The following is a 24,325-nucleotide window of genomic DNA, read 5'->3' as shown; positions in this document are numbered from 1 at the left end:
CCTTTATTCGCTGTAGATGGACTTCTTCTGTGCTTCCATCTTCTTCAGGGTCGAGGCGATGTTGTTCGGGTTCTTCAGGAAGTCCTGGAAACTCGGGATGGCCACCGTGGAGGCGAAAGTCGGGTCCGCGTCCCGGTCCAGGAACTGCGAGATCGACTTCGCCTGCGCGATCAGCACCTGCTGCTTCTTCTGCAGCGCGTTGTAGCCGGCGCTGGAGGCGCCGTTGTTGACCGCGATGTTGCTCGGGTCCACTTTCAGGTAGCCCTCCTCGGCGGCGGCGCTGCTCAGGTACGTCAGGAGTTTCTTGGCGCCGGCCTCGTTCTTCGGCCGCTTCGCCATCATGTAGCCGTCGATCGGCGCCTCCACCGCGTCCGTCCCAACAGTGGAGTCAATTTCCGGGAAGGGGAAGAAGTCCAGGTCGTCCAGATCTTCTTTGTTGGTGAACTGCTGCGAAACGAAGCCGCCGAGCAAATACATCCCGGTCTTCTTCTGCAGCAGTCCCTGCGCGCCCTCCTGCCACGTACGGCCGAGTGCCCCGGTCTGGTAGTACGGCAGGATTTGCTTCCAGGTGTCGAAAACCTTCGCCACCTTCGGGGAGTCCCACGCCTCTTTTCCAGCCATCAGGCTGACGTGGAAGTCGTAGCCGTTGACGCGCATGTTGAGGTAGTCGAAGGTGCCGAACGCCGGCCAGCCGTCCTGGTCGGCGAACGCCACTGGCAGGTTGTCTTTCTGCATTTTCGCGGACAGCGCGACGTACTGATCCCAGGTTTTGGGCACCTCGTACCCGTGCTGCTGGAAGACGCTCTTCCGGTAGAAGACCGCCCACGCGTAGTTGTCCAGCGGAATGAAATACTGCTTGCCGTCCTCGCCGGTGGACGCCTTCTTCATGGCCGAGCTGAACTGGCTGCCCACCTGCGTCCAGACGTCGGAGATGTCGCCGAGCAGGCCCTTCTTGGCGAAGAACCGCATCCGGTAGCCGGCGAACCAGGTGATCACGTCGTCCGGGCGGCCCTGCAGGTAATTGTTGATCTGCTCCTGGAACGTGTTGTGGTCGACCGTGTTGATCTTGACGGTCGCGCCGTTCTTGTCACTGAAGGCCTTCATGATCCCAGCGGTGGCCTTTTTCGGCACCGCGTCCGAGGCGCTGGATCCGACGGTGATCGTCTGGCTGGCCGATCCGGAGCCGCCGCCGCAGCCGGCGAGGCCGCCGACCGCCAGCGCGCCGCCGAGACCGAGACCGCCAGCCAGCAGCGACCGCCGGCTGACCGGCGCGCCGCCGAGGTGTTCCTGCAGGGACATGGTTCCTCCTGTGACCGAACGCTGATCCAACCGATCAGCTCCAGCAGCTGTCTTCCAACACGTTCGCACGAAGCCGACCAGAATTCGCCAATCTTGCACCCCGGAGACTAGGCGGTGTCAAGACTCCAGACAAAACACGGGAAAAAGCTGTCGATTCGTCCACAACAAGTCAGCAAAGTGACGGAGTCAACATTACTTTCCCCTCTGAAAGGGTACGAATCGGTTCGCCCTTGATTCTCTACAACGTGAGAACATGTTGATTAATGTTGACTCGCGTTGAGCGGCTGTGCGAGCCTGGACGGGTGCTCGCCCGCCAGCGTCAACAGCTGATCCTCGAGGAAGTCCGCCGCAACGGCGGCGCGACCGTCAGCGCGCTGGTCGAGATGCTCCATGTCTCGGACATGACCGTCCGCCGCGACCTGTCCGTACTGGCCGACCGCGGGCTGCTGGACAAGGTGCACGGCGGCGCGACCGCGATCACCGAACGCAGCACCGACGAGCCTGGCTTCGCGGTGAAGTCCTCCCGGCAGCGGCTGGAGAAGGAGGCGATCGCGGCCCGCGCGGCCCGGTTCGTCACGCCCGGCAGCGCTGTCGGCATCAGCGCCGGTACGACCACGTGGGCGCTCGCCCGGCACCTGTGCGGTGTCCCGGGGCTCACCATCGTGACCAACTCGATCCCGGTCGCCGACGCACTACACACCATGGGACGGGCTGACCAGACCGTGGTGCTGACCGGTGGCATGCGTACGCCGTCGGACGCCTTGGTCGGGCCGTTCGCCAACGCGGCCCTGCAGTCAGTCCACCTGGACCTGGTTTTCCTGGGCGTGCATGGCATGGACAACCAGGCCGGTTTCACCACTCCGAACATCACCGAGGCGGACACCCACCGCGCCCTGATCGCGGCCGGCCGGCGGCTGGTCGTCCTCGCCGACCACAGCAAATGGGAGACGGTCGGCATCAGCTCGATGGCGCCACTTTCGCACGCCGATGTGCTCATCACCGACGACGGACTGTCCCCGGAAGCGGCCGAAACGCTGTCCGGTGAAGTAGGAGAACTCATTATCGTGCCAGCAACTGGCGCAGCGGAGGACCTGCAGCAGTGAAGAAAACACCCGCGCGGTTGGCGGACGGTCGCGAAATCATCTATTTCGACGAGACCGACGACGCCGTCCGAGAGCTTTACGACTCTCGCGAGCTGCCGCCAGCGCACACCCTTTCGCAAGTACGGTACGACCCGTTGCTGGCCGAATGGGTGGCGATTGCCTCGCACCGACAGAGTCGTACTTTCCTGCCGCCGACCTCGGAATGTCCGCTGGATCCGTCCACAAAGGACAGGCTGACCGAAATTCCGTCGCCAGCGTACGACGTGGTGGTTTTCGAGAACCGTTTTCCCTCTTTCACCACCGGCGGGGCGGACGAGCCGGTGCCGTCGGACGACGGCACGGTGGTCACCCGGCGGCCCGGCGCCGGCCGCTGCGAGGTGGTCTGCTTCACCTCCGACCACGACTCGTCCTTTTCTCAACTCACGCCCGAACGCGTGCGTACGGTGGTGGATGTCTGGGCCGACCGGACCGAGACGCTGAACGCTTTGCCTTTCGTCGAGCAGGTTTTCTGCTTCGAGAACCGTGGCGAGGAAATCGGCGTCACGTTGGATCACCCGCACGGTCAGATCTACGCGTACCCGTTCGTCACCCCACGAACCCGCCGAATGCTCGACTCGGCGCACCGGCATCGCGACCGTACCGGCGAAAACCTCTTCGCCCGGGTGCTGGCGGACGAACAGCGGATCGGCGAGCGGATCGTGGCCAGCAACGAGCACTGGACAGCCTTCGTACCGGCTTTCGCGCGGTGGCCGTTTGAGGTGCATCTCTACCCGCATCGGCAGGTGCCTGGCATTCCCGAACTCTCGGACGCCGAGCGGGACAGTTTCGGCCCGATCTACCTGGATGTGTTGCGGCGCTTCGACGCCCTTTTCGACACTCCCATGCCGTATATCTCAGCCTGGCACCAGGCTCCGGCCCGAGTCGACCGGGACCTGGCCTACCTGCATTTGCAGCTCTTCTCGATCCGGCGAGAAGCCGGAAAGCTGAAATACCTGGCCGGATCCGAGTCGGGCATGGGAGTTTTCATCAACGACATTCCACCGGAGCGGTCCGCGGCGCTGCTCAGAGAGGCCACAGCACAGTGAAGATCCTGGTCACCGGCGGTGCCGGCTATATCGGCTCGATCGTGTCGGCGATGCTGGTCGATGCGGGGCATTCCGTGGTCGCCATCGACGACCTGTCGACTTCGGACGCCTCCGGCGTGCCAGCCGGGGTGGAATTCATCCGGTGCGACATCTCACAGGTCGCAACGGTTTTGACACCGGATTCCGGTTTCGACGCCGTGCTGCATTTCGCTGGCCTGATCGCGGCCGGCGAGAGCGTACAAAAGCCTGGCCTCTATTGGCATGTGAACACCGGCGGATCGCTGTCGCTGCTGGTCGCGATGCGCGCCGCGGGCGTACGGAAGATTGTTTTCTCGTCCTCCGCCGCGGTTTACGGCAACCCGACGCAGGTGCCGATCCTGGAATCCGCGACGGTCGCGCCGACCAGCCCGTACGGTGAGAACAAGCTGGCCGTCGACTTCATGCTGGCCGGCGAGGTGGCCGCGCTCGGCATCGCGGCCACCAGCCTGCGGTATTTCAACGTCGTTGGCGCATACCGGCGCGGCACCACGGTGATGGGCGAGCGGCACACCCCGGAAACCCATTTGATCCCGCTCGCCCTGGAAGCCGCGGCCGGCCGGCGACCCGAGTTCGCGATTTTCGGTACCGACTATCCCACTCCGGACGGCACCACCATTCGCGACTACATCCACGTCGAGGATCTGGCCCGGGCGCACCTGCTGGCACTGGACAATCTGACGCCAGGCGAACACAAGGTCTTCAACCTCGGCAACGGCACCGGTTTCAGCATAAGGGAAGTTCTTGCGGTGGTGGAAAAAGTCACCGGCAAGCCGCTGCCAGTGATCGAAAAGGACCGGCGAGCCGGCGATCCGGCCGAGTTGGTCGCCTCCTCCGATGCGGCCAAAGCCGAGCTTGGCTGGACACCCGCGAAAGCCTCGCTCCAGGACATGGTCAGCGACGCCTGGGATTTCCTGAACTCCGGGAGCCAGTCGTGACGCTGCCCGAGGGAACCGCTGAAGAACTCTTCTTCGACACATACGGCCGAGCGCCCGAAGGTCTCTGGGCGTCCCCCGGCCGGGTCAATCTGATCGGCGAGCACACCGACTACAACGACGGTTTCGTGCTGCCATTCGCGCTCCCCGAGCGGACGGTGGTAGCCGCCGCGCACGCTGAAGGTCCACAGTGGACCGTACGCTCCGACCTCACTGCCGAGACCGTCCACTTCGGACGGGACGACTTGGTCCCTGGCAAGATCAAGGGCTGGGCCGGGTACGTGGCCGGTGTCGTCTGGGCGCTGGTGGAAGCCGGCCACCAGGTCCCGCCCGCCGATCTGATGGTCTCCTCCAACGTCCCGCTGGGCTCCGGTCTTTCGTCATCTCATGCACTGGAATGCGCCACCCTGACCGCACTCGCCGGCCTCGGCGGCTTCGACATTCCCGGCATGGACGCGGCGAAACTGGTACAGCGCACGGAAAACCTCTATGTCGGCGCCGCCACCGGCCTGATGGACCAGGCCGCTTCGCTGCTGTGCACGGCTGGCCACGCACTTTTCCTGGACTGCCGTACGCTGGAAACCGAGCAGATCCCTCTCGACCTGACCGGCGCCGGCCTCGCCCTGCTCATCCTCAACACCAACACCAAACACAGCCACGCCGACGGCGAATACGCCAAACGTCGCCAATCCTGCGAACGCGGCGCCGAAATCCTCGGCGTGCCAGCCCTGCGGGACATCGCGGTCACCGATCTTCCCGACGCCCTGGCCAAAATCGACGACGACGTGGTCCGCCGCCGCGTCCGCCACGTCGTCAGCGAAAACGCCCGGGTGCAGGAGACGGTCGCCCTGCTGCGCGCCGGCTCGGTCCGCGAAGCCGGTCCCTTGCTCACCGCTTCCCACGCTTCGATGCGTGACGATTTCGAGATCACCGTTCCGCAAGTCGATACCGCCGTCGAAGCGGCCCTCGCGGCTGGGGCCTACGGGTCGCGAATGACCGGCGGAGGTTTCGGCGGATGCATTATCGCGCTGACGGACGTCGATCAGGCCGCCAGCACGGCCGAGGCTGTCGAGGCCGCTTTCGCCGCCGCCGGTTTTCGGGCGCCTGACTGGTTTACCGCCGTTCCGTCAGCCGGCGCCACTCAGTTGCGCCTTTCCTGAAGGCCGGACGTCGACTGCGGGACAAAACCCCACACTCGACGTCGAGAGTGGGACAAAGTCCCGCACTCGACGAAAATCCAGCCCCCAACTGCCGCCACTAGCTTTTGACGTTACGAACGCGCATCCTCGTGTAATAGAGCCAAAACAGCCCCACCAGCGGCAGTACGGCGGGCACGTATCCGTACCCCTGACCGTAATCCGACCAAACCGTGGCCTCCGGGAAGGCGACCCGGTCCAGCAGGCTGTACGTCCCAATCACGAGAACGCCGACAAACTCCGTACCGCAGGCGGCGAAAGCGAGGCGCCGCCAGACGTCACCGTCCAACGCAAGCGAAACGGTGGCGACGATATAGATAACGGCGGCCAGGGCGGAAAGCGAAAAAGCCAGTGGTGCCTCGGAAAACTTGGTGGCGATCTGGACTCCGGCGCGAGCGCTGGCGGACAGCGCGAAAATGCCGTAGACAGCGACCAGTACGCGGCCGAATCCGGATCGAGTGGCGCGGCGCTCGCGGGTTTCAGGCACTGCCACCCCAGATTTGGTTGAGCCGCAATACCAGGATCGGTACGACCACGCAGGCGACGGCGAGCACGACACTGCTCCAACGGGTACGTTCGGACAGCGCCCAGACCGCACCGACCGGGACCACGATCAGCGAGGCCACCAGATAGCCGAGGAAAGTCCAGAACTGCGGGACCTGATGTCCCTGGGCCAACAGCACGATCGCGACCGCGAGTTGGACGAGCAGTGCCAATTCGACGACCGCGAGGCCACCGAGGGTCAGCCGGCCGGGCAACTTGTTGCGGGCGGCCAGCACCAGGCTCCACGCGGCCATCGCGAACGCCACCGCGACAACCACCGTCGTCACTGCCGGAGTCATCGACCCTCCCCTGTTCCCGGCCAATCTACTCCCTCAGGCCGGCGGCTTTTCGCCACGGTTTTCCTTGCGCCAGACCACCTTCAGGCCGGACCAGTCGGTGTCCAGCGCGGCCACCTTCACGTCGACCAGGCCGAGCGAAAGGGCGTGGCCGCGTACGTCGTTGTCGGTGATGTCGCTGGTGTGGCCGCCGGCCCGGCGCGGCCAGGCCACCCACACCATGCCGGCCGGGAAGATCCGCCGGCCGGGCGCGGTGAGATCGAGGTCGGCGAGGCGGTCCACGAACAGAATGAGGACGTCCGCCGGGCCATCACCGCCGGTTCGTACGTCGACGCCGCCCGGCAGGTCGGGCACCGCCCATCCGGCGGGCGCGTCGATGAGAGCGAGCACATGGCCCGGTTTCACGCCGAGTTTCCTGGCCAACGGCGTACCGGAATAGCCGGTCATACGTCGAAGTCGACCAGGACCGGCGAATGGTCGCTGAACCGGGTGTCCCAGGTCGCCGCCCGGTCGACCTGCGCCGTCCGGGCCTTCGCGGCGAGTCGGCGGGTGACCGCGAGGTGGTCGATCCGCCAGCCGACGTTGTTGTCGTACGCCCGACCGCGATATGACCACCAGCTGTACGGGCCTTCGGTGTCGGGATGGACGGCTCGTACGACATCGACATAGGCCGAGCGCGGCCCGTACAACTTGTCCAGCCAGGCCCGCTCCTCCGGCAGGAAACCGGAGTTGACTCGGTTGGCGCGCCAGTTCTTCAGGTCGGCCTCGCGGTGCGCGATGTTCCAGTCGCCGGCCACGATCACGTCCCGGTCCTGCTCAGCGGCCCGCCGGGCCAGCGCCCGCAAGTAGGGCAGGAACGGTTTCATGAACCGCGCCTTGGCCACCTGTTTGTCGGTTTCCGCCTCACCTTTGGGCATATAGAGGCTGGCGACGATCAGCCCGGGCAGGTCGACTTCGATATACCGCCCCTGCGGGTCGAACTCCTTGGAGCCGATGCCGGAGCGTACGTCGGTGGGCTCCACTCGGCTGAACACCGCCACGCCGTTGCGGCCCTTCGCCGCCGCCTCGGCGTGCGCGATATGCCAACCGCCCCGAATCTCGGTCGGGATCTCGGCGTCCTGCGCCCGCACTTCCTGCAGGCAGACCACGTCGAGCTTGCGGTCGACCAGCCACTGGTCAAATCCCTTGCGGCACGCGGCCCGAATGCCGTTCACGTTCGCGGTAGCGACTAGCACACAGGAAACGCTACCGGCAGGCCGTCAGCGCGCTTTGCGCAGCTTCGCCAGCAGGGTGTCCGCGCCGTACGCACCGCCGCCGAGCAGCGCGATCGCGACACCGGCAAGGCCCAGCAGCACGGCGCTCTCGCCGGAAATGCCGGTCTTGCCGAGCAGCCCCTGCGGCACGTGCACGATCACCCAGGTCAGGCCCATCATGACCGCGACGAGTACGCCGGCCGTACGACTCATCAGCCCGATCAGCAACGCGAGGCCGAGCCCGACCTCACCCGCAATCTGCAGGCTGCCGCAGACCACCGGGATCGGCACGCCGAGGCCGGCGACCTCATGAATGAAGGCGGCCGGGTTGGCGAGCTTGGGAATGCCGTGAACGACCAGCACCACCCCGACCATCAGCCGCAGGACCAGCAGGCCGACCGACCGTGCGGTGCTGGCCTCCTGCGCGGTCGGCCGATCGGTGACCAATTGATTATCTTTGGTAATACTTGTCATCTTTACTCCCATGTGCTCGTACGTTGCCCATATTCGGCGTCATACGGCAGACACGGCAACGCGGAGAAGAGCGTTCAACTGTGGCCGATTGTGGACGCACCGCTACTTATTGTCAGAGGCCGGCCTGGCGTTTCGCCTGACGGACCACTCCACGTTAGGACGGACGCCACGATCACCGCGAGTAGCTGGCAGCCTGCTGCCAACCCGAGGGCCGCGCCGAGTCCAGCGCCGGCCAGCCAGCCGCCCAGCACCGCCCCCAAGGCGAACGCGCCGGTCTTGAGGCTCGCCGCCGTAGTGAAGACCTGCGCGTGCAAGCGTCGCGTGGACCTGTTCCGCGGCACACCGACTCCCACCGAAGTGGTCGCGGTGTTGACCGCGCACGGCGAACCCGGGCCCATCGAGCTGACCAACGCCGATCTGGCGCAACTGCGGTTAGCTGCACAAGCGCTCGCGACCGTTTTTCGCGCTGATTCCACCGCCGCAGCCGCCGAGCGACTCAACGAGCTGTTCCACGCGTACGCCGGTCCGCCGCGCTTGACCGCCCATGACAACACCGGCTGGCATCTCCACATCGACGCCGAGGACGACGGGCCGTGGGGGCGGTGGCTGCTCACGTCATCGGCCTGGGCGTTGGCTACTTTGCTTGCTCAGCACCAAACTCCGCCCGGCGGACAGTGTGCGGCACCGGATTGCGAACGCCCGTACGTCAACGCCGGCAACGGTGGACCGCGCAGGTTCTGCTCATCGAAATGCGCCACTCGCGTACGCGTGGCCAACCACCGCCGACGCGCATCCAGCTGAGGCTTAGGCCCTCTACGCGGGCGGCGCGAACCCGGTGGCGGGAGCCGCGGCGACCTCGCTGGCCGGCCGAGTCCAGTCAGCGAGGTCGCCGGACGGCACGGCGACCGTGGCGGGCTGGACGGGAGCTGCTGGCGCTATGACGGCGAGCTGAGCGGCCGCGGCCTTGCGTTCGGCGCTGCGCTGGAGCGTGCGACGGCGCCGCTCGGCCAGCACGCAGACCAGGAAGATCGCCGGCGGGGTGCCGACCGGTGGCGGTGGTGCGGTGACCGCAGCGACCTCGGCGACCAGCTCGGCCTCGAGCTGACGCAGGGCCGGCACGCGCAGGTCACGGGCCCGGGTGATGAGCTTTCGTACGGCCAGCGCCAGCTCGTCATCGAGCCGGGTGAGGTCCAGCGTCTGCGCCCAGGGACGCAGCTGCGGCGGCACGTCCGGGATCTGGACGCCACGATCGGGCAGCCGCTGCTGCAGCACGATGGTGCCGGCCGCGATGTCCCCCAGCCGTTTGGCGCGGCCATTGAAGAGCAGCGTGATCAACCCGATCAGCCAAGCGATCGGCCCGAGCAGCAGGCCCGGCCACTCCAGCGCGAACCCGACCAGGCCGCGCACCAGCGCCTGCCGGAACCGGATCGGGCCGCCATCGTCCCGCACCACCCGCAGCCCGAGCGCCATCTTGCCGGGGCTGCGGCCGCGGCTGACCGTCTCGAAGGCGATCGGCCAGACCAGGAAAGTCAGGATGATCGAGAGCAGCAGACCGATGGTGTACGCAGCGGTGTCGCCGCTCAGCAGCAGGCTGCTCAGGCCCAACTGGAACAGGTAGAACAGCAGGTATTCGCAGGCCGCGTCGATGGTGATCGCGAGCGTACGGGTGCCGAGCCGGGCCACCGGCAGCTCGACCGCCACCGCCTCGCCGGTGAGCAGGCCACCGCCCGGTGCCGTTTCCTGCCCGTCGTACGCCATGGCGCCCAGTCTGCCAGGCCGCGTCACCACTGGAACCGATGACAGGACAACGGCGGTTACGCTGGCGGGCGTGGACATCGACGCCTTTGTCATGGAGCACTCGACCGAGTGGGACCGGCTGGCCGAGCTGTCCCGGAAGCGGCGGCTTTCTGGCGAGGAGACCGACGAGCTGATCGGGCTCTACCAACGGGTCGCGACGCATTTGTCGGTGGTGCAGAGCCGATCGCCGGACGCGGCGCTGATTGGCCGGCTGTCCCGGCTGGTGGCGGCCGGCCGAGCGGCGGTCACCGGCACCGTGGCACCAGCGTGGTCGGACGTGGCCCGGTTCTTCATCGTCACCTTCCCGGTCACCGTCTATCGGGCTTGGCGCTGGTGGTGCGCGGTCGCCACGATCTGCTCGCTGGTGGCGTTCTCGATCATGGCCTATATCGCACTGAACCCGAACGTGCAGTCCCGAATCGGTACGCCGGATGACATCAAGCACTTGGTGGACAAGGATTTCGCCAGTTATTACAGCGATCACCCGGCGCAGGCCTTCGCCGCCCAGGTCTGGCTGAACAATGCCTTGCTGACAGCCATGGCGTTGGTCGCCGGAGTGCTGATCCTGCCGGTGATTTACGTGCTCTACCAGAACATTCTCAACGTTGGCGTGATCGGCGGCATCATGATCGCCAACCATCGAGCGGACATTTTCTTCGGCCTTATTCTGCCGCACGGGCTGCTGGAGCTGACCGCGGTTTTCGTGGCCGCCGGAGTGGGCATGCGGATCGGCTGGGCGTGGGTCGCGCCGGGCCGACTGCGTACGCGTGCGCAGGCGGTCGCCACCGAAGCCAGAGCCGGCGTCACCGCGGCGATCGGACTCGCCGGCGTACTGGCCGTCAGCGGCGCCATCGAAGGTTTCGTCACCCCATCCCCGCTACCCACCTTCGCCCGGATCGCCATCGGTGTGCTCGCTTTCGGCAGTTTCCTTTTCTATGTCATCTTTTTCGGCCGCCGGGCGGCTGGTACGGGCGAAACCGGCGACCTTCGAGTGGGCGAACGCGAAGACTACGTCCCGATGGCTTAGCTATTCAGCTTTGATCGTACGAAATCCTCGTCGACCTCGACGCCGAGCCCGATTCCGGTCGGCACCGCGACCGTCCCGTCCGGCTCCAACGCCAGTCGCGAGGAACAGGCGCCACGGCTCAGCTCGCTCTGCGCCACGTTGAACTCGACCCAGGTGACGCTTGGCAGGGTGGCGAGGAAATGCAGGCTGTACGCGTGCAGGAGATCGGTAAGCCAGGAGTGCGTGACGATTTCCCGATCCGTCTCGGCGCGCAGCGCGAGTGCGACGGTCAGGCCACCGCAGCGGGACAGGTCGGGCTGCAGCACGTCGATGTCGGATTCGGTCAGCAGCCGGCGAAAGTCCCAGATCGTGGCCTGCTGCTCGCCGGCCGCGAACCGCAGCCCCGGGAATTCCGCCTTGAAACTCCGGTATTGACCGAAGTCCTCCGGATGCACGAAATCCTCCACCCAGTACGGCTGGAAGTCGCTCAGGATCGACAGCATCGTGCGGATCTGGTCGGCCGTACGGGTACGTGGGCGGCCGCCGTCGTCGACATACCAGCCTGGATCGACCATCAGCTGGTGGCCCGCCGGTAGGGCGTCCCGGATGGCCGCCAGGTTTTCCCGGTCCAGTCCTGGATCCATCCCGAAGCCGCCCCAGCCGAATTTCACCGCCCGGAAACCGAGCTCGACATATCGACGGACGGCCTCGGCGTTTCTTTCCGGATGGGGCCGGAAAAGTGTCGAAGCGTAAGCCGGCAATCGGTCGCGCCGCCGGCCGCCGAGCGCGGCGGCGAGGTCAACGCCCTCGGCCTGCGCCCGGATCGACCAGAGGCAGTTGTCGACCGCTGACATGCAGTGCATGGCGACACCGCGCCGACCGTAATAGGCAGTCGCCACATAGAGCTCGTCCCACACCAGGTCGGGTCGCAGTGGGTCCTTGCCGACCAGTTCTTCCGCGATCGTACGGAAACCCAGCGCGCCCATGCCACGGCCGCTGAGCACCCGGACAGCCACCGGCCCGAGCGTCTCTACATCGGACCAGCCGCTGATGCCCTCGTCGGTGTCGACGCGTACGAGCAGCAGGTGATCTCCCTGGTCCGTCGCCTCCGCACCTTCGGTTCCGTATTTTTCATCGCCACGCAACAGAAAAGGCGTGACTCCGGTGATTTTCACGCCAGCGGCCCGGGGAGATCCGATGGCCACGGCACCCGACGCTCGGCGAGGCAGGGCCGGAAGGCCTCGGCCGCCGCGACCGACAGTCGAGCGCCCTGACCGCGATCGTGGTCGGCCATCTCGTCCGCGTAGTCATAGCCGAGCATTCGCCGGCGTACGTCCATCTGACTCTCGTGCCGCCGGATCAGCGTGGCCTTTTGTCGTACGTGAGCGGAACTGAGCGGGACGAAATGGGTCGCTTCGAAGCCGAATCCCTCACCGGGATGGGTGTGGAAGATTCTCGGCGTGCGTGGCAGGGCCCGCGAACCAGCGCCGAAAGAGGAGATGCCGGTGAAAAGTGCGGCATCCGTGACGGCTTTCGCGGTCACCACGTGATCGTCGTTGTAGTCGCTGGTCCAGTGCGTGAAAACCACTTCCGCAGCCAGCCGGCGCAACGCTTCGATGAGGTCGGTGCGCAATTCGTGGTCGCCGACAGCGAATCCGTCTTCCCGTTCCAGGCACAGATATTCGGCGTCGAAATGGCTCGCCACCGCCAGCATTTCCCGCTGTCGTACGGCCGCGGCCTCGCGTTGCCCACCAGGGCCATCGAAAGACAGCCCCTTGTCGCCGTTCGTGACGCAGACGAAACCGATCCGCTGGCCCTGCTCGTGCAGCCGTACGAGCGTGCCGAGGCAGCGCATTTCGTCGTCCTGATGGGCGAAAACACAGACCACGGTCATGTCGGCGGACCTTGCGGGAGACGGGCCAGCGAGGCGCCCAAACCGCCGTCGACGGTGAAGAATGAGCCAGAGACGTAAGCTGCCTTGTCAGAGCAGAGAAAACCGACTGTCGAGGCGACATCGGCTGGAGTGCCGAACCGACCGAACGGGAGTGCGCTGGCGACTGAGTCGAGAAACTCGTCTCCGTACAGATCCGTCTCGCCCTGCGTGCGGATCCAGCCGGGAACCACCGCGTTGACGCGAATGCGGCGGTCCGCCCATTCGTGCGCGAGTGATCTCACGACCTGGGCCAGCGCGCCATGCGCCGCGTTGTATCCGACGCAGCCGGCGAACGGCATGCTCGCGTGCAGCGAGCCGATCGCGACCAGGCTGGCGCCAGCTGTCAGCCGCTCTTTCACCAGCAACTCTCGAAAAGTCAGCAGGGCCGCCACCGGTCCGACGGCGAGGCTGCGCTCGATGCTGTCTCGGGTGATCGTCTCGGCCGGGCTCTGTTCCTCGTACGCGATGGCGTGCACCACGGACCGTACGTTCTCGACCGCGGCGGTCACCGAACCGGCGAACCCGATATCGGTGGCGTCCGCGACCACCACCTTCGCACGCCCGGGAATCGCCCGGGCGATGGCCTTCGCGCGTTCCTGGTTCCGGTCCACGCAGACGACGATGTCATGCGACAGCGCCAATTCCCGGGCACAGGCGCCGCCGATGTCACCGCCGGCGCCCACCACCACGGCCGTACGTTCGTCTCCCATCCGGCTATCCTGTCGTGAAAACGACGTCGACCCAATAGTTGGTGTCAGCGAATGACTGAGTCGGGAAGCCGCTGGCGCCGTAGACGAAGACACCGTTGCCTGCGTCGACCCCGGACCGCAGTGCGTGCAGAGGTGCGTTGTCCTTGCCAACGCTGGTAAAAGCGTTGTTGGTGGCGGCAAAACAGCCGTTGGGGGCGTAATACGACACGACGTAGGTGGTGTTCGCCTTGACCGCGACCGGGGCGGCGAACCGGACCTCCTGCCACCCACTGGCCGACTCATCGGCGAAGGTCGCCGAGCCGAGATTGCCGCCGGCTGCGTTCCACAGTGTCCCGATGTGCACACCGGTGTTGTTGGTTCCCTTGTAGAACCGTACTCCGGCCACCACACCGTCCACATCGGACCGGAACTTCAGTCCCAGCTCGACCGAGGCCGGGTCGGCACTGAAAAGGGTGGGAGCGTCGGTGTCGGCCCAGATCGCCCGTGGCTGCGCGCCCAGTTGGACGAGTGGCTCGACCCAGTAGTTCGTGTCCTCGTACGAGTCGGCCGGGAAGCCGTGCGGTCCGTAGTGGAACACCCCGTTCGGGCCGCTGACACCAGACTTCAGTGCGTGCAGCAGGCCGCTATCCTTGCCGGCGTTGGTAAAAGCGCTATTGGTGGCGCCATAACGGCCGTTTGGCGCGTGGTAGGAGACGGCGTAGGTCTTCTTCCACTGAATCGGGACAGCCGTGCCGAACCGGACCTCCTGCCAGCCAGCGGCCGACTCCGCGGTGAAAGCGGCGGTGGCGAGGCTGCTGCCGTCGGCGGACCAGAGCGTGCCGGTGTGTGCGCCAACGTTGCCCTGCGCCTTGTAAAACCGGACGCCGAGCACCGAACCGTCGCTGTCGGACCGGAACTTCAGTCCGAGCTCGACCTCGTCGCCGTCCGCGGCGATCAGACCCGGCTCATCGGCGTCCTCCCAGATCGTGCGTACGTCCCCGGCCCGCGTCGGCAGTGCCGTCTGAAACTGCCACGAAGTTTGCAAGGGCACGGCCGGAATGTTGTCATTGCGGTCCGGCGTCACGATCAGCGTCGCGGTGTGCGAGGCATGGGACGCGAGCGGCCCGGACGGGGTGAAAGTGGCGATCTTGTTGCCAGCGTCGTACGACATGCTGCCGGCCACGGTCGCGCCGCTGGCGGTCTTGACGGATAGCTGGATCGAGCCGGCCTGGACAGCGTCATAGAATTGGACGGAAATGCCTTTGCTCGGCGGGAAACTGGTGGCACCGCTGACAGGTGTCGAGCGAAAGCGCGGGTTCGGGAAACCCGGCGCCCGGCGGGTACTGTCAATGATGGCACCGAAACCGCCCCAGTAGGTGGCCGACGGTTTCGGTGATCCCCAGGTCAGCTGGGCCAGCGAGCGCATCGGATTGGCCAGGGTGTCCGACTCCAGTTCCTCGCCCTCACTGTCCGGCAAGGTCCACAGGCTCAGTTTCGCGCCGCGCAGTTTCGGGCTGTCGTCGGAGACCGTCAAGCCGTTGTGGAACAGGCCGACGTGGAAGTTGTCGTAGATTCGCTGCGGATCCGGGTGCCGGTTTCCCGGGTCATAGTAAAGGAAATCCTGATTCGAGTTCGATACGTCGTAGCCCTGGTCGACCAGTTGCTGCGGTGTTTTGTCGGCGGGATAGGAAACCCAGTGCTCGACGATGACATTCTGGTCGATGGGGACGGTTCCGCTGGTGAGAATGCCGTCGTTCCAGACGCGCATGGTCTTGCCGGCGGCGCGGACAATCGGGTTGAGGTAGTTGAGAAAACCGTACTGGCAGTCCGCCGGCACCGCGGTTGGTCCGTAATGTGCCCGCGCGTACGCACCAAGCTGCGGAAACGGGGTGTAGTCGCCCAGGTATTCGTCCGCGCCGGTGTGCCAGTACGGCGTGTCGAAAGCGCTAAGCAGCGGGTTGAGCAGGCCAGCGGCGAACGGATAAGCGGCGTCCTTGCTCAGGTCGAGGTTGGCGGGCACGCCGGGCAGCTGCATATCTGGATGTCCGGTCAGCGGTTTGTCCATATGGCCGGGCATGTTGAAAAGCGGCACCATCGTGACGTTGTGTCGGGCCGCATACTGCGCGATCGCCTGCATATCCGCCAACGGCGTGCTGTCGTAGCCGACCGACAGCCACAGCAGATTCATCTTCAGATATGACAGTTCTTCGATCTGGCCCTGCCACCAGGTCATCGTGAAGTATTTCGCGACGTTGGCCACCAACAACCCGCGATCGGCGTATTTTGGCCTGTCCTGGGCAATCCCGCCGGGGATCGTGCGGCTCTGTCGAAACCACTGCACGAGCGTACGAGTGCCCCAGAATGCACCGGATTTCGGGCCGCGCACCTCGATGGTCGAGCCGACGCGCAGCTCGTACGCCTCGGCGTCCAAGCCGGTCGCACTGCCGGTGAAGGTCAGTTGCAGGTCACCGGCCGCCGGCGTTCCGGTGACGATCTCGACGGTCCTGCCAAGCAGCCGGCCCAGGTCAGTGGCCAGCACCTCGGCGGCGGTCTGCAGTTGCCCGTTGTCGGCACTGTTCAGCACGATCCGGCTGGCGTCGCCGAGGGTGAACTGCCCCGCACCCGCCGCCCACGACTGCAGTGCCGGGATGGTGGGCGGCGGTCCACCGGCCGCGTACGCCGGCGCACCTCCGACACCGAGCACGGCACCGCCCACGATCGTGCCGCCGGTCAGGGACAGAAAACGCCTGCGCGAGATGGTCACTTCCAGCTCCCGTCCATCTTCGATATATCGAAAATGTTTCCGTGGATCCAGATAATATGGCCGAAGTTGCGCACTGGCAAGGGCCTCCAAGCGCTTTCACGCAAACCTGTGATCGCGGCGAAAGTGCGCTCCGTCGACGCCGAGGGCGGCCAGCCAACCTCGGCGAATGCCACGAAACGGGTCACAAAACGGGCAAAACCTTCACGGGTGGCCTGAGGGCGACTCCGGCGGGAGGTCAGAGCAGGCCGGCGGCTTTGAGTTCGAGATAAGCGTCGGCGACCTTGGAGGCGAAGATGTCGGCGGGTGCGTCGACCACTTCGACGCCGGCACGGCGCATAGTGGCGATGATCCGGCGGCGGTCGCCGAGCGCGCGTTCGGCGGCGGCCCGGGCGTAGACCGCCTCGGAGCCGCGTTTGCGCTGGTCGCCGGGGGTGATCGGGGCGGCCATCGCGGCCACTGTCGGGTCGCTGGGGGTGGCCAGTACGACGGTGTGCCGGGCGGTCAGGGCGCCCAGTACGGGCAGCAGGCCGTGTTCCAGGGCAGCCGGTTCCAGCGCGGTGAAAAGCACCACCAGCGATCGCTTGCGCTCGGCCCGGAGCACCTCGCTGACCATCAGCGAGAAGTCGGTTTCGACCAGCCGCGGGAAAAGTCGAGCCATCGCCTGGACCAGGCTGGGCAGGATGTTGGCGCGGTGCGCACCGGTCACCCGGGATTGCACATCGGTGTCGACGGCGAACATGTCCACCCGGTCGTCGGCCCGTGCGGCCACGGCGCCGAGCAGCAGGCAGGCGTCCAGGGCGGCGTCGAGCCGCGGGATGTCGGCGACCCGGACGGCGGACGTACGGCCGGTGTCGACGACACAGACGACCTTGCGATCGCGTTCCGGACGCCAGGTCCGTACCACGACAGTGTCCCGCCGGGCGGTGGCTCGCCAGTCAATTGACCTCACGTCGTCGCCGTCGACATATTCCCGCAGCGAATCGAATTCGGTTCCCTGACCGCGCCCGCGAACGGCGAGTTTTCCTTCCAGCTGGCGAAGTTTGGACAGCTTCTCCGGCAGGAACTTGCGTGAGGTAAAGGGCGGCAGCACCAGCAGTGTCCACTGTGGAGTGATCCGCCGCGCGGTCTTGCGCCGGGTCTGCCGGAAGGCGAGCCGCATCGGCCCGTACGCCCGGACGGTGACCCGATCGGTCCGCCGATCGCCTCGCCGGGTCGGCGTCAATGTCGTCGTGACGGTGCCACTTTGGCCTGGGCGCAGGGAAATGCGATGCGCGTACGGCGTCGCACCAGCCGACGGTAACCACGCGTCCCGTACCAGCGCTCGCAACGGCCGTTTACCGGCATGGGTGAGGTGCAGGTCGACAGTGACTGTTTCGCCCAGCCGACTCTGCAGCGCGCCATCTCGGTGCATACGTACTTTTCGTGGCGCTGCGGCCAAACTCCAGTCCACCACCAGCAGCAGGAACAGCACGGCGACACAGATCAGCAAGCCGATCCACGGAGACAGGCCAAAAACGCCCCACAACGGCATCAGCACCACACCGGCGGCGAAAAGGACGACCGCTCTTCCGGTCAGCATGGCGAGGTCAACGCGGAGCGGGGACGCTCGCCAGCACGGTGTCCAGCACCCCGTCGGCGGTGACGCCCTCCAGCTCCGCCTCCGGCCGGACCGCGACCCGGTGCCGCAGGGTCGGCCGGGCCAGGGCCTTCACGTCGTCGGGCGTCACGTACCCACGGCCGGACAGCCACGCCCACGCCTTCGCGGTCCCCAGCAGCGCGGTCGCGCCACGCGGCGAGGCACCTAGCGAGAGCGACGGCGACGACCGGGTCTGCCGGCAGATGTCCACCACATATCCGAGCACCGGGTCGGCGATCTGCACCTTGCGGACGGCCTCCCGGGCAGCGGCCAAGTCGTCGGCGCCAGCCACCTGTTGTACGCCGGCGGCCGGCAGGTCCCGCGGGTCGAAGCCGGCGTTGTGCGCCTGCACGACCCGGATTTCGTCGTCCCGGCTGGGCAGCGGCACGGTCAGCTTGAGCAGGAAACGGTCCAGCTGCGCCTCGGGCAGCGGGTAGGTGCCCTCGTATTCGATCGGGTTCTGGGTCGCGCACACCACAAACGGGTCCGGCAGCTGGCGGGACTCGCCGTCGACGGACACGGTCCGCTCCTCCATGGCCTCCAGCAGCGAGGCCTGGGTCTTGGGAGGCGTCCGGTTGATCTCGTCGGCGAGCAGCAGGTTGGTGAACACCGGCCCGGCCCGGAACGAGAACTCGGCCGTACGAGCGTCGTAAATCAGCGAGCCGGTGACATCGCCGGGCATCAGGTCAGGGGTGAACTGGACCCGCTTGTGGTCCAACCGCAACGTGTGGGACAGCGTGCGTACGAGCAGCGTCTTCGCCACGCCGGGCACGCCCTCAAGGAGCACGTGGCCACGGCACAGCAACGCGATCACCAGGCCGGTGACGGTGGCATCCTGGCCGATCACCACCTTGGCGACCTCGCTGCGCAGCCGGGTCAGCGCGTCCCGCGCGTCATCGCCGCGCGGGTCCGGTGCGATCTCGGCCGGCCGGTCGGAGGACTGCTGATACGCCGGCGGCGGAGTCTCGTCGTGCGCCGCCACCAGCGGCTCTTCAAGCGTGGGTTCGGCGGCCGGCGGGTCCGCTGGCATCGGCTCCTGCCCGGAGTCAGATCCGACCACGGGCTCCGGCTGGTCCGTCGGCGGCTGCTGCCACTCGGACCCCGACGTGGGTGGCTCGGCCGGCGGCTGCTGCCACGTCGACTGCGGGTTGGGCGGTGGCGGGTAGGGCGGCTGCGCCGGAGGGCGAGGTGGGAAATACTCAAAGCTCTGCGTCACTGCTGCGGTCCCTCCGGGTTATTGCCCTGATCGGCGCCGGCTCGGCCGATCGTGAGTTGGGTCAGGTAGTCGTCCACCAGCCGGTCCAGCTCGGTGGCCAGCGCCAGCAGGCCCTGGTCGTCGGTCGGCGGCGGGCTGTAAAGCAGTCGATGGATCTCTTGGGTCGTACGCCCGCTGCGCTGCGCCAACGCGATGATGAGCGCGCGCGGATCGGGGTCCGCGCCGAGCCCGAGCGCCGGCGTGATCCGGGCCAGCGCCCCACCCCGCAACGACTCAGCGGCGAGCTTGCGAGCGCCTGCCCGGCGATAGAGCCGCGCGCGTCCCTCAACGGTCTCGGCGGACCGTACGACCACCGGCAGCGGCTCCGGGACCGGGACGCCCAGCCGGCGGGCCTGCCACAGCGCGACCAGCACTCCGGCGAGGATCAGGTAAAGGGAAGCGGCATCCACCCAGGGCGGGAACAGCGCTTGGGAACCGTCGCCGCCCTCGCTGCTGGCGGACTCCGGCTGGTCCAGGTAGAGCCACTCGACCCGGCTGTGGGTAGACAGCAGGTTGATGCCCAGCGCGGCGTGCCCGTACCCGGTCAGGTGCTCGTTGGTCAGCAGGTTGGCGTCGCCGAGCAGCGCGAACTCGGGACCGGTGGAGTCGCTGACCAGCAGCAGCCCGCCCTGATAGCAGCTGGTCACGTGGGCGGCGTGGATCGTCTTCGGGAGATAGCCGGCGCCGTCGAAGTCGATGCTGCCGGCCGCTTTCGCTTCCGGCGCGTCGCAGTTGGGAGCAACCGGCGAGGTCGCCGGGAAGTCGCCGAAGTCCAGGTCGGGGAAGAGCACGTGCAGCGCTCCTCGATCAGGCGCCAGCAGGACCACGCGGGTCGACGGCGGCAGCGCTTTCAACGACTGGATCGTTCGTACGGACAGCGGCGCGGTGTCCGGGATCAGCAGCGTGACATCGCCGCCCAGCCCCGCCTTCAGCGCGTCGGCGCTGGTGGACGGGGTATCGACCGGAGTGCCGTACTGCTCGGTCAGCACCCGCAGCGCGTTGCCGCCGTCCGGCCGGTACGAGTGCGGGTTGAGGGTGCCGGTGTCGCTGCTGTCGAGGTCGACGATGAACACCACGCTGGCACCCGCGATGACCAGCACGAGGATGAGCAGCGGCAGCCACAGCCAGCGCCAGGCGCGGCTGGCGACCGCGCTCGCTTTGGGGTCTTTGTACGCACCTGGGGGCGGCGGAGGCGCGAGGGTGGGCGGCGCGACGACGGTCATCGTGGCTGGGCCTCATCGCCGTTGTCGGTTTCGCTGCCCGGCAGTGCCCAACCGGCGCCGACGAGCTCATCGGTGCTGACGGACGGCTTCGCGGCGGCCACCGTCGCGAACACCTCGCGCATGGTCGCGTCGTCGGCGGCGGAAGCCGTCCGACTGCCGTACCAGATGTCGCTGAACAGCTGTGCGCCCTCGCGCAGTCGGTCGGTGGCGTCCGGCAGCGAACGGCGGACCGCGGCGACGATCTCGGTCACCGTTCGGCCCGGCCGCGGATCGAGCAGGTCACGTTGCTCCAACGACCGTACGATCGCGCGGAGCCGCTCCCGGACCGCCTCCGCATAGCGGCCGTCCGCCGCGTACCGGTCGGCGAGGTTGGTGTGGCTGTCGGCCGTACCGGTGCCGAGCTTGAGTTCCGGCTCACCGCCGCGGATCGTCTTGGCGGGCAGCCCGTAGCGCCAGATCAGCACCGCGACCAGCAAAAACACCGCGACCACCACGATCAGGAGAAGCCAGTTGTTGGCTGCTGAGCCCTGCGTACCTGGGCTGAGGTGTCGGCTGAGCCAGTCCATGAAGTCGTTCAGCCAGCGGTCCAGCAGGGACCGCTCATGCTGCTTATATGCCTCTTTGGACAGCTCTTTCGCGGCGGCTTTGCGCGCTTCGTCACCGCCGACGGGCGTGTGTTTGTACGGCAGCAGGAGCAGCGTGGGCAGGGTGATCACCGGGCCACCCCGCGCCGGCGCCGCCGGTTGGCCAGCAGGACCTCGATGTCCAGCCCCTCTCCCCGCATCCGGCGATCGGCGTAGAGCACGCCGGAGTTGAAAGCCACGAACGGCGCGATCAGGGCGCCGGTCACGAGCGCGACCAGCTCGGCGCCGAAGAGCAGCCCGAGCAGGACCGGGGTGGTCTCCCCGAGGAAACCCAGCAGCAGGAGCGCGCCACCGCCGTAGATGGCGCCGGTCACTAGGGTCAACACGCTCTGGATCACGCTGGCCAGGAAACGGATGAGGATCACCCGCCCGCTGTCCCGGCCGGACAGCGCCGCCGACCGGCGGATCGCCCGGAACGGGTTGAGCCGTTCCAACACCGTCGTCGGGGCCGCCATCGACGTCAGCGGCTGCACCGCCATCCATCCGATGGACAGCAGGAGGAACGAGGAGATCAGCGAGGCGATGCTCTCGATCGCGCCGATCACCAAGCTGACGCCGATCAGGGCCGGCCACCGCCCGCGCATCTTGCGTCGGACCCGGCGCAGCGACGGCTCGACGCCGGTCACCGCATCGTCGGCGACGATCGACAGCATCCCGGAGAGCGCGGCGGTGCCGGTGTATGTCAGTGCCGTCACCGCGAACGTGGCGCCGGCGATCGACAGCAGCAACGCGAGGGTGCCGGCGACTCCGTTCGTGTCGACGGTGGCCGCCACCACGGCGACCAGCGCCGCCATCGGCAACGCGACGAGCTGCACGGCGACGGTGGTGAGCGCGCCGAGCGTCAGGCTGATCCGCGGCCAGCGCCGGACCATGTCCCACGAGTAGTCAATGACCTCACCGACCGCGAGCGGTCGCATCGGGATGCTGGGCACGCCTCTGACGTCCGCCTCGGCCACCCCAGGCGAGGCCTGTGCGGGGTTCGCCGCGGTCACGGCCGCCGCGGCGTCTGCGGTCGCGACCATGCCGCCATCGTGTCACGCCTCGTCAGCCCGCACCCGTACGACCGCCCACCACCGAGCCCGATGGGGCAGCCCTCACGGCGTGCGATTCGCGCGATTGCGGTACGTGCGGGTGTTGTGCCGGTTGCCGCAGCCTTTTGGGCTGCACCAACGGCCATTGTGCGGTTTGGAGTTGTCATAGAAGACGGTGTGGCAGTCCGGCGCCGCGCACATTTTCACCCGCCGCCAGGTGCCGTCGACGGTAGCCATCGTCGCGGTGGCCAGCAGGGCGGCGAGCGCATGGCGGACCGTTCCGGCGATCGCCGCTGGGACCAGGTTGATCAAGCCGTCCGGTTGGATGTCGGCGTACAGCGGAAGTTTGCGGGTGAGGTCGGCTGTCGGGGCCTCGTCTTGAGCGCTGTCGCGGTGCGCCTGTGCGGCATTTCGCAACGCCGTCCGCAGCCGGAGGGCGAGCGCGCATTCGGCCGGGGTCGATTTCGTGCCGTCAGCGACCAGTCCGAGTGAGCTCAGCCACTGATCGAGGGCAGCCGGACTGGTCAGGTCGTCGCACGGCTGGTACGTGCCGAACGTCCGCCGGTCGAGCGTGTTGAGGAACGCGCCGAGCGTGCGGAGCTCCGGCGGAGCACCGCCCTGGAGCGTCCACGCTTCGTACAGTTTCATGTTCGCTCCAGTAAAGCACGCCTTGACGAAACATGGGTAATCCCGTTTACTCCTGTCGTACGCATGGACATGGAGGTCATCGTGGCGACGTTCACCCTGCAAGTGCCCGACGAGGTACTCGCTGACTTGCAAGCAAGGCTCGACAGGACTCGGTGGCCAGGTCCGTTTCCGGAACCGGGCTGGCGGTATGGGATGGATTTCGACTACCTGCGCGAGGTTTTGGCGTACTGGCGGGACAAGTTTGACTGGCGCGCTCAGGAAACCCGACTCAACCAGCTGGCGCACCACAAAATCGACGGCATTCACTTCGTCCACCAGCGTGGTGCTGGGCCGGACCCGTTTCCGCTGGTCCTGACGCACGGCTGGCCCAGCTCCTTCACCGAGTTCGAGAAGCTCATTCCGCTGCTCACCCACCCGGCGGATCCGCGCGACGCCTTCGACGTAGTGGTGCCTTCGGTGCCCGGCCACGGGCTGTCCGACCCGCCAGCGGCGGCTGGTGAGATGACCGCCGCCAGCATCGCCAACCGGTTCGCGAGACTGATGACCGACGAGCTCGGCTACCGGCGTTTTGGAGCGGTCGGCGGCGACATCGGCAGCCTGATCACCGCCCGGCTGGGCGCCGAGCATCCTGACCAAGTCGTTGGCATTCACGTTGACCCCGTCAGTGTTTCTCATTATCGACCACAAAATCCGACGGATCTCAGCCCCGACGAGCAGCGTTTCCTGAAAGGCAATCCACAGTGGACGGGCGAGGAGACTGGCTACATCCAGTTCCAGGCCACCAAACCGGCCACCCTGGCGCTCGGACTGCTCGACTCCCCAGCCGGTTTGGCCGGCTACGTACTGGAAAAATTCCACAGCTGGAGCGGCGGCCATCGGTACGACCTGGACGAATTGCTGACCAACCTCACGCTTTATTGGACCACCGGTACGATCGGCTCTTCTTTTATGTTCTATTACGAACTACGCCACGATTCGGTGTCGAAACCATTTCCCGGAGTCAAGGTCCCCACCGCGGTCGCGGTCTGGCCCGGCGGCTACCCAGAGATCATGCTTCCGGTGCCACCACCGGAATACGTGCGGCGAAGTTTCCACCTCCAGCGCTACACCACCATGCCCAGCGGCGCCCACTTCTACGCCCGCGACGAACCCCAACTACTAGCCGCCGACCTCCAGTCCTTCTTCCGCCCCTTACGATCCCACTAACCCCGCCCCGCCCGTTCTTTAGACCATAGTCGGCCAACTTCGTACGGAACCCGACTCAGCACTCCTCACCCCCGCGCGGAACCGTCACCATTTCCATCAGGTTGGTCAACTTCAACGAAACCCAACCCCACGTCCCCACCCCGTACGGAACCGCCACCATTCCCACCAAGTTGGTCAACTTCAACGAAACCCAACCCCACGTCCCCACCCCGCGCGGAACCGCCACCATTCCCACCAAGTTGATCAACTTCAACGAAACCCAACCCCGTCCCA

General features: G+C 66.7%; 24 protein-coding genes. 7 read left to right on the top strand and 17 right to left on the bottom strand.

Going from position 1 to position 24,325, the window contains the following annotated elements; all coding sequences use genetic code 11:
• Window positions 1–3: 3 nt before the first annotated feature.
• Window positions 4–1,299 (bottom strand): ABC transporter substrate-binding protein, encoded by a 1,296-nt coding sequence (locus ABD301_RS19545; protein WP_344311683.1) that lies wholly within the window; start codon window positions 1,297–1,299, stop codon window positions 4–6.
• A 263-nt stretch (window positions 1,300–1,562) separates the two neighbouring features.
• Here ABD301_RS19545 and ABD301_RS19540 point away from each other — a divergent pair, with 263 nt between their 5' ends.
• From ABD301_RS19540 to galK, 4 genes are read left to right on the top strand one after another with little or no spacing between them, the layout of a single operon-like run.
• Window positions 1,563–2,402, top strand: coding sequence for a DeoR/GlpR family DNA-binding transcription regulator (locus tag ABD301_RS19540; protein WP_344311681.1), 840 nt, complete (start codon window positions 1,563–1,565; stop codon window positions 2,400–2,402).
• Between the two features lie 17 nt (window positions 2,403–2,419).
• On the top strand, window positions 2,420–3,487 hold the full coding sequence (gene galT, locus ABD301_RS19535) for a galactose-1-phosphate uridylyltransferase (RefSeq protein WP_344311869.1): 1,068 nt from the start codon (window positions 2,420–2,422) through the stop codon (window positions 3,485–3,487).
• Window positions 3,484–4,461 (top strand): UDP-glucose 4-epimerase GalE, encoded by a 978-nt coding sequence (gene galE / locus ABD301_RS19530; protein ID WP_344311680.1) that lies wholly within the window; start codon window positions 3,484–3,486, stop codon window positions 4,459–4,461. The genes galT and galE overlap by 4 nt, the downstream gene beginning before the upstream one ends.
• Complete coding sequence (gene galK, locus ABD301_RS19525) at window positions 4,458–5,618, top strand: galactokinase (RefSeq protein WP_344311679.1); 1,161 nt, start codon at window positions 4,458–4,460, stop codon at window positions 5,616–5,618. The genes galE and galK overlap by 4 nt, the downstream gene beginning before the upstream one ends.
• A 97-nt stretch (window positions 5,619–5,715) precedes the next feature.
• Here galK and ABD301_RS19520 read toward each other — a convergent pair whose 3' ends face one another.
• From ABD301_RS19520 to ABD301_RS19500, 5 genes are read right to left on the bottom strand one after another with little or no spacing between them, the layout of a single operon-like run.
• Entirely contained in the window at window positions 5,716–6,147 is a 432-nt protein-coding gene (locus tag ABD301_RS19520) for a hypothetical protein (RefSeq protein ID WP_163572967.1), read from the bottom strand.
• Entirely contained in the window at window positions 6,134–6,496 is a 363-nt protein-coding gene (locus tag ABD301_RS19515) for a hypothetical protein (protein ID WP_163572968.1), read from the bottom strand. The genes ABD301_RS19520 and ABD301_RS19515 overlap by 14 nt, the downstream gene beginning before the upstream one ends.
• A gap of 33 nt (window positions 6,497–6,529) precedes the next feature.
• Window positions 6,530–6,940, bottom strand: a complete 411-nt coding sequence (locus ABD301_RS19510; protein WP_344311678.1) for a DUF3052 domain-containing protein — start codon at window positions 6,938–6,940, stop codon at window positions 6,530–6,532.
• Entirely contained in the window at window positions 6,937–7,728 is a 792-nt protein-coding gene (locus ABD301_RS19505) for an exodeoxyribonuclease III (RefSeq protein WP_344311675.1), read from the bottom strand. The genes ABD301_RS19510 and ABD301_RS19505 overlap by 4 nt, the downstream gene beginning before the upstream one ends.
• A gap of 24 nt (window positions 7,729–7,752) precedes the next feature.
• Window positions 7,753–8,220: a DoxX family protein gene (locus tag ABD301_RS19500; RefSeq protein ID WP_344311674.1), complete on the bottom strand. Its 468-nt coding sequence runs from the start codon at window positions 8,218–8,220 to the stop codon at window positions 7,753–7,755.
• A 321-nt stretch (window positions 8,221–8,541) separates the two neighbouring features.
• Between ABD301_RS19500 and ABD301_RS19495 the strand changes: the two genes are divergently transcribed.
• Window positions 8,542–9,021 (top strand): CGNR zinc finger domain-containing protein, encoded by a 480-nt coding sequence (locus ABD301_RS19495; RefSeq protein WP_344311673.1) that lies wholly within the window; start codon window positions 8,542–8,544, stop codon window positions 9,019–9,021.
• Between the two features lie 12 nt (window positions 9,022–9,033).
• Here the strand turns inward: ABD301_RS19495 and ABD301_RS19490 are convergent, their stop codons facing one another.
• A complete protein-coding gene (locus ABD301_RS19490; RefSeq protein ID WP_344311672.1) occupies window positions 9,034–9,978 on the bottom strand; it encodes an RDD family protein in 945 nt (314 codons plus the stop codon).
• A 70-nt stretch (window positions 9,979–10,048) separates the two neighbouring features.
• On the opposite strand from ABD301_RS19490, the gene ABD301_RS19485 reads away from it, so the two are divergent.
• Window positions 10,049–11,044, top strand: a complete 996-nt coding sequence (locus ABD301_RS19485) for a stage II sporulation protein M (protein ID WP_344311670.1) — start codon at window positions 10,049–10,051, stop codon at window positions 11,042–11,044.
• Here ABD301_RS19485 and ABD301_RS19480 read toward each other — a convergent pair.
• From ABD301_RS19480 to ABD301_RS19435, 10 genes are all read right to left on the bottom strand, one after another.
• Window positions 11,041–12,228, bottom strand: coding sequence for a mandelate racemase/muconate lactonizing enzyme family protein (locus tag ABD301_RS19480; RefSeq protein ID WP_344311667.1), 1,188 nt, complete (start codon window positions 12,226–12,228; stop codon window positions 11,041–11,043). The genes ABD301_RS19485 and ABD301_RS19480 overlap by 4 nt on opposite strands.
• On the bottom strand, window positions 12,195–12,917 hold the full coding sequence (locus tag ABD301_RS19475; protein ID WP_344311666.1) for a PIG-L deacetylase family protein: 723 nt from the start codon (window positions 12,915–12,917) through the stop codon (window positions 12,195–12,197). The genes ABD301_RS19480 and ABD301_RS19475 overlap by 34 nt, the downstream gene beginning before the upstream one ends.
• Window positions 12,914–13,666: an SDR family NAD(P)-dependent oxidoreductase gene (locus ABD301_RS19470; protein ID WP_344311665.1), complete on the bottom strand. Its 753-nt coding sequence runs from the start codon at window positions 13,664–13,666 to the stop codon at window positions 12,914–12,916. The genes ABD301_RS19475 and ABD301_RS19470 overlap by 4 nt, the downstream gene beginning before the upstream one ends.
• Before the next feature lie 4 nt (window positions 13,667–13,670).
• Window positions 13,671–16,409, bottom strand: coding sequence for a DUF4082 domain-containing protein (locus ABD301_RS19465; RefSeq protein WP_344311663.1), 2,739 nt, complete (start codon window positions 16,407–16,409; stop codon window positions 13,671–13,673).
• 235 nt (window positions 16,410–16,644) lie between these two features.
• Complete coding sequence (locus ABD301_RS19460; protein ID WP_344311661.1) at window positions 16,645–17,988, bottom strand: DUF58 domain-containing protein; 1,344 nt, start codon at window positions 17,986–17,988, stop codon at window positions 16,645–16,647.
• A gap of 7 nt (window positions 17,989–17,995) precedes the next feature.
• A complete protein-coding gene (locus tag ABD301_RS19455; RefSeq protein WP_344311867.1) occupies window positions 17,996–19,075 on the bottom strand; it encodes an AAA family ATPase in 1,080 nt (359 codons plus the stop codon).
• Between the two features lie 182 nt (window positions 19,076–19,257).
• On the bottom strand, window positions 19,258–20,523 hold the full coding sequence (locus ABD301_RS19450; RefSeq protein WP_344311659.1) for a DUF4350 domain-containing protein: 1,266 nt from the start codon (window positions 20,521–20,523) through the stop codon (window positions 19,258–19,260).
• A complete protein-coding gene (locus ABD301_RS19445; protein WP_344311658.1) occupies window positions 20,520–21,239 on the bottom strand; it encodes a DUF4129 domain-containing protein in 720 nt (239 codons plus the stop codon). The genes ABD301_RS19450 and ABD301_RS19445 overlap by 4 nt, the downstream gene beginning before the upstream one ends.
• Window positions 21,236–22,189, bottom strand: a complete 954-nt coding sequence (locus ABD301_RS19440) for a hypothetical protein (RefSeq protein WP_163572983.1) — start codon at window positions 22,187–22,189, stop codon at window positions 21,236–21,238. The genes ABD301_RS19445 and ABD301_RS19440 overlap by 4 nt, the downstream gene beginning before the upstream one ends.
• A gap of 72 nt (window positions 22,190–22,261) precedes the next feature.
• Window positions 22,262–22,846 (bottom strand): CGNR zinc finger domain-containing protein, encoded by a 585-nt coding sequence (locus tag ABD301_RS19435; protein WP_344311657.1) that lies wholly within the window; start codon window positions 22,844–22,846, stop codon window positions 22,262–22,264.
• Between the two features lie 81 nt (window positions 22,847–22,927).
• Here ABD301_RS19435 and ABD301_RS19430 point away from each other — a divergent pair, with 81 nt between their 5' ends.
• Entirely contained in the window at window positions 22,928–24,052 is a 1,125-nt protein-coding gene (locus tag ABD301_RS19430) for an epoxide hydrolase family protein (RefSeq protein ID WP_344311655.1), read from the top strand.
• The last annotated feature ends 273 nt before the right edge of the window (window positions 24,053–24,325 follow it).

Origin of the sequence: Fodinicola feengrottensis (assembly GCF_039530045.1) — a bacterium.
GTDB classification, from domain to species: Bacteria; Actinomycetota; Actinomycetes; order Mycobacteriales; family HKI-0501; genus Fodinicola; species Fodinicola feengrottensis.
The sequence above is the reverse complement of the archived record's forward strand: the minus strand, read 5'-3'. Positions and strand labels throughout refer to the sequence as shown.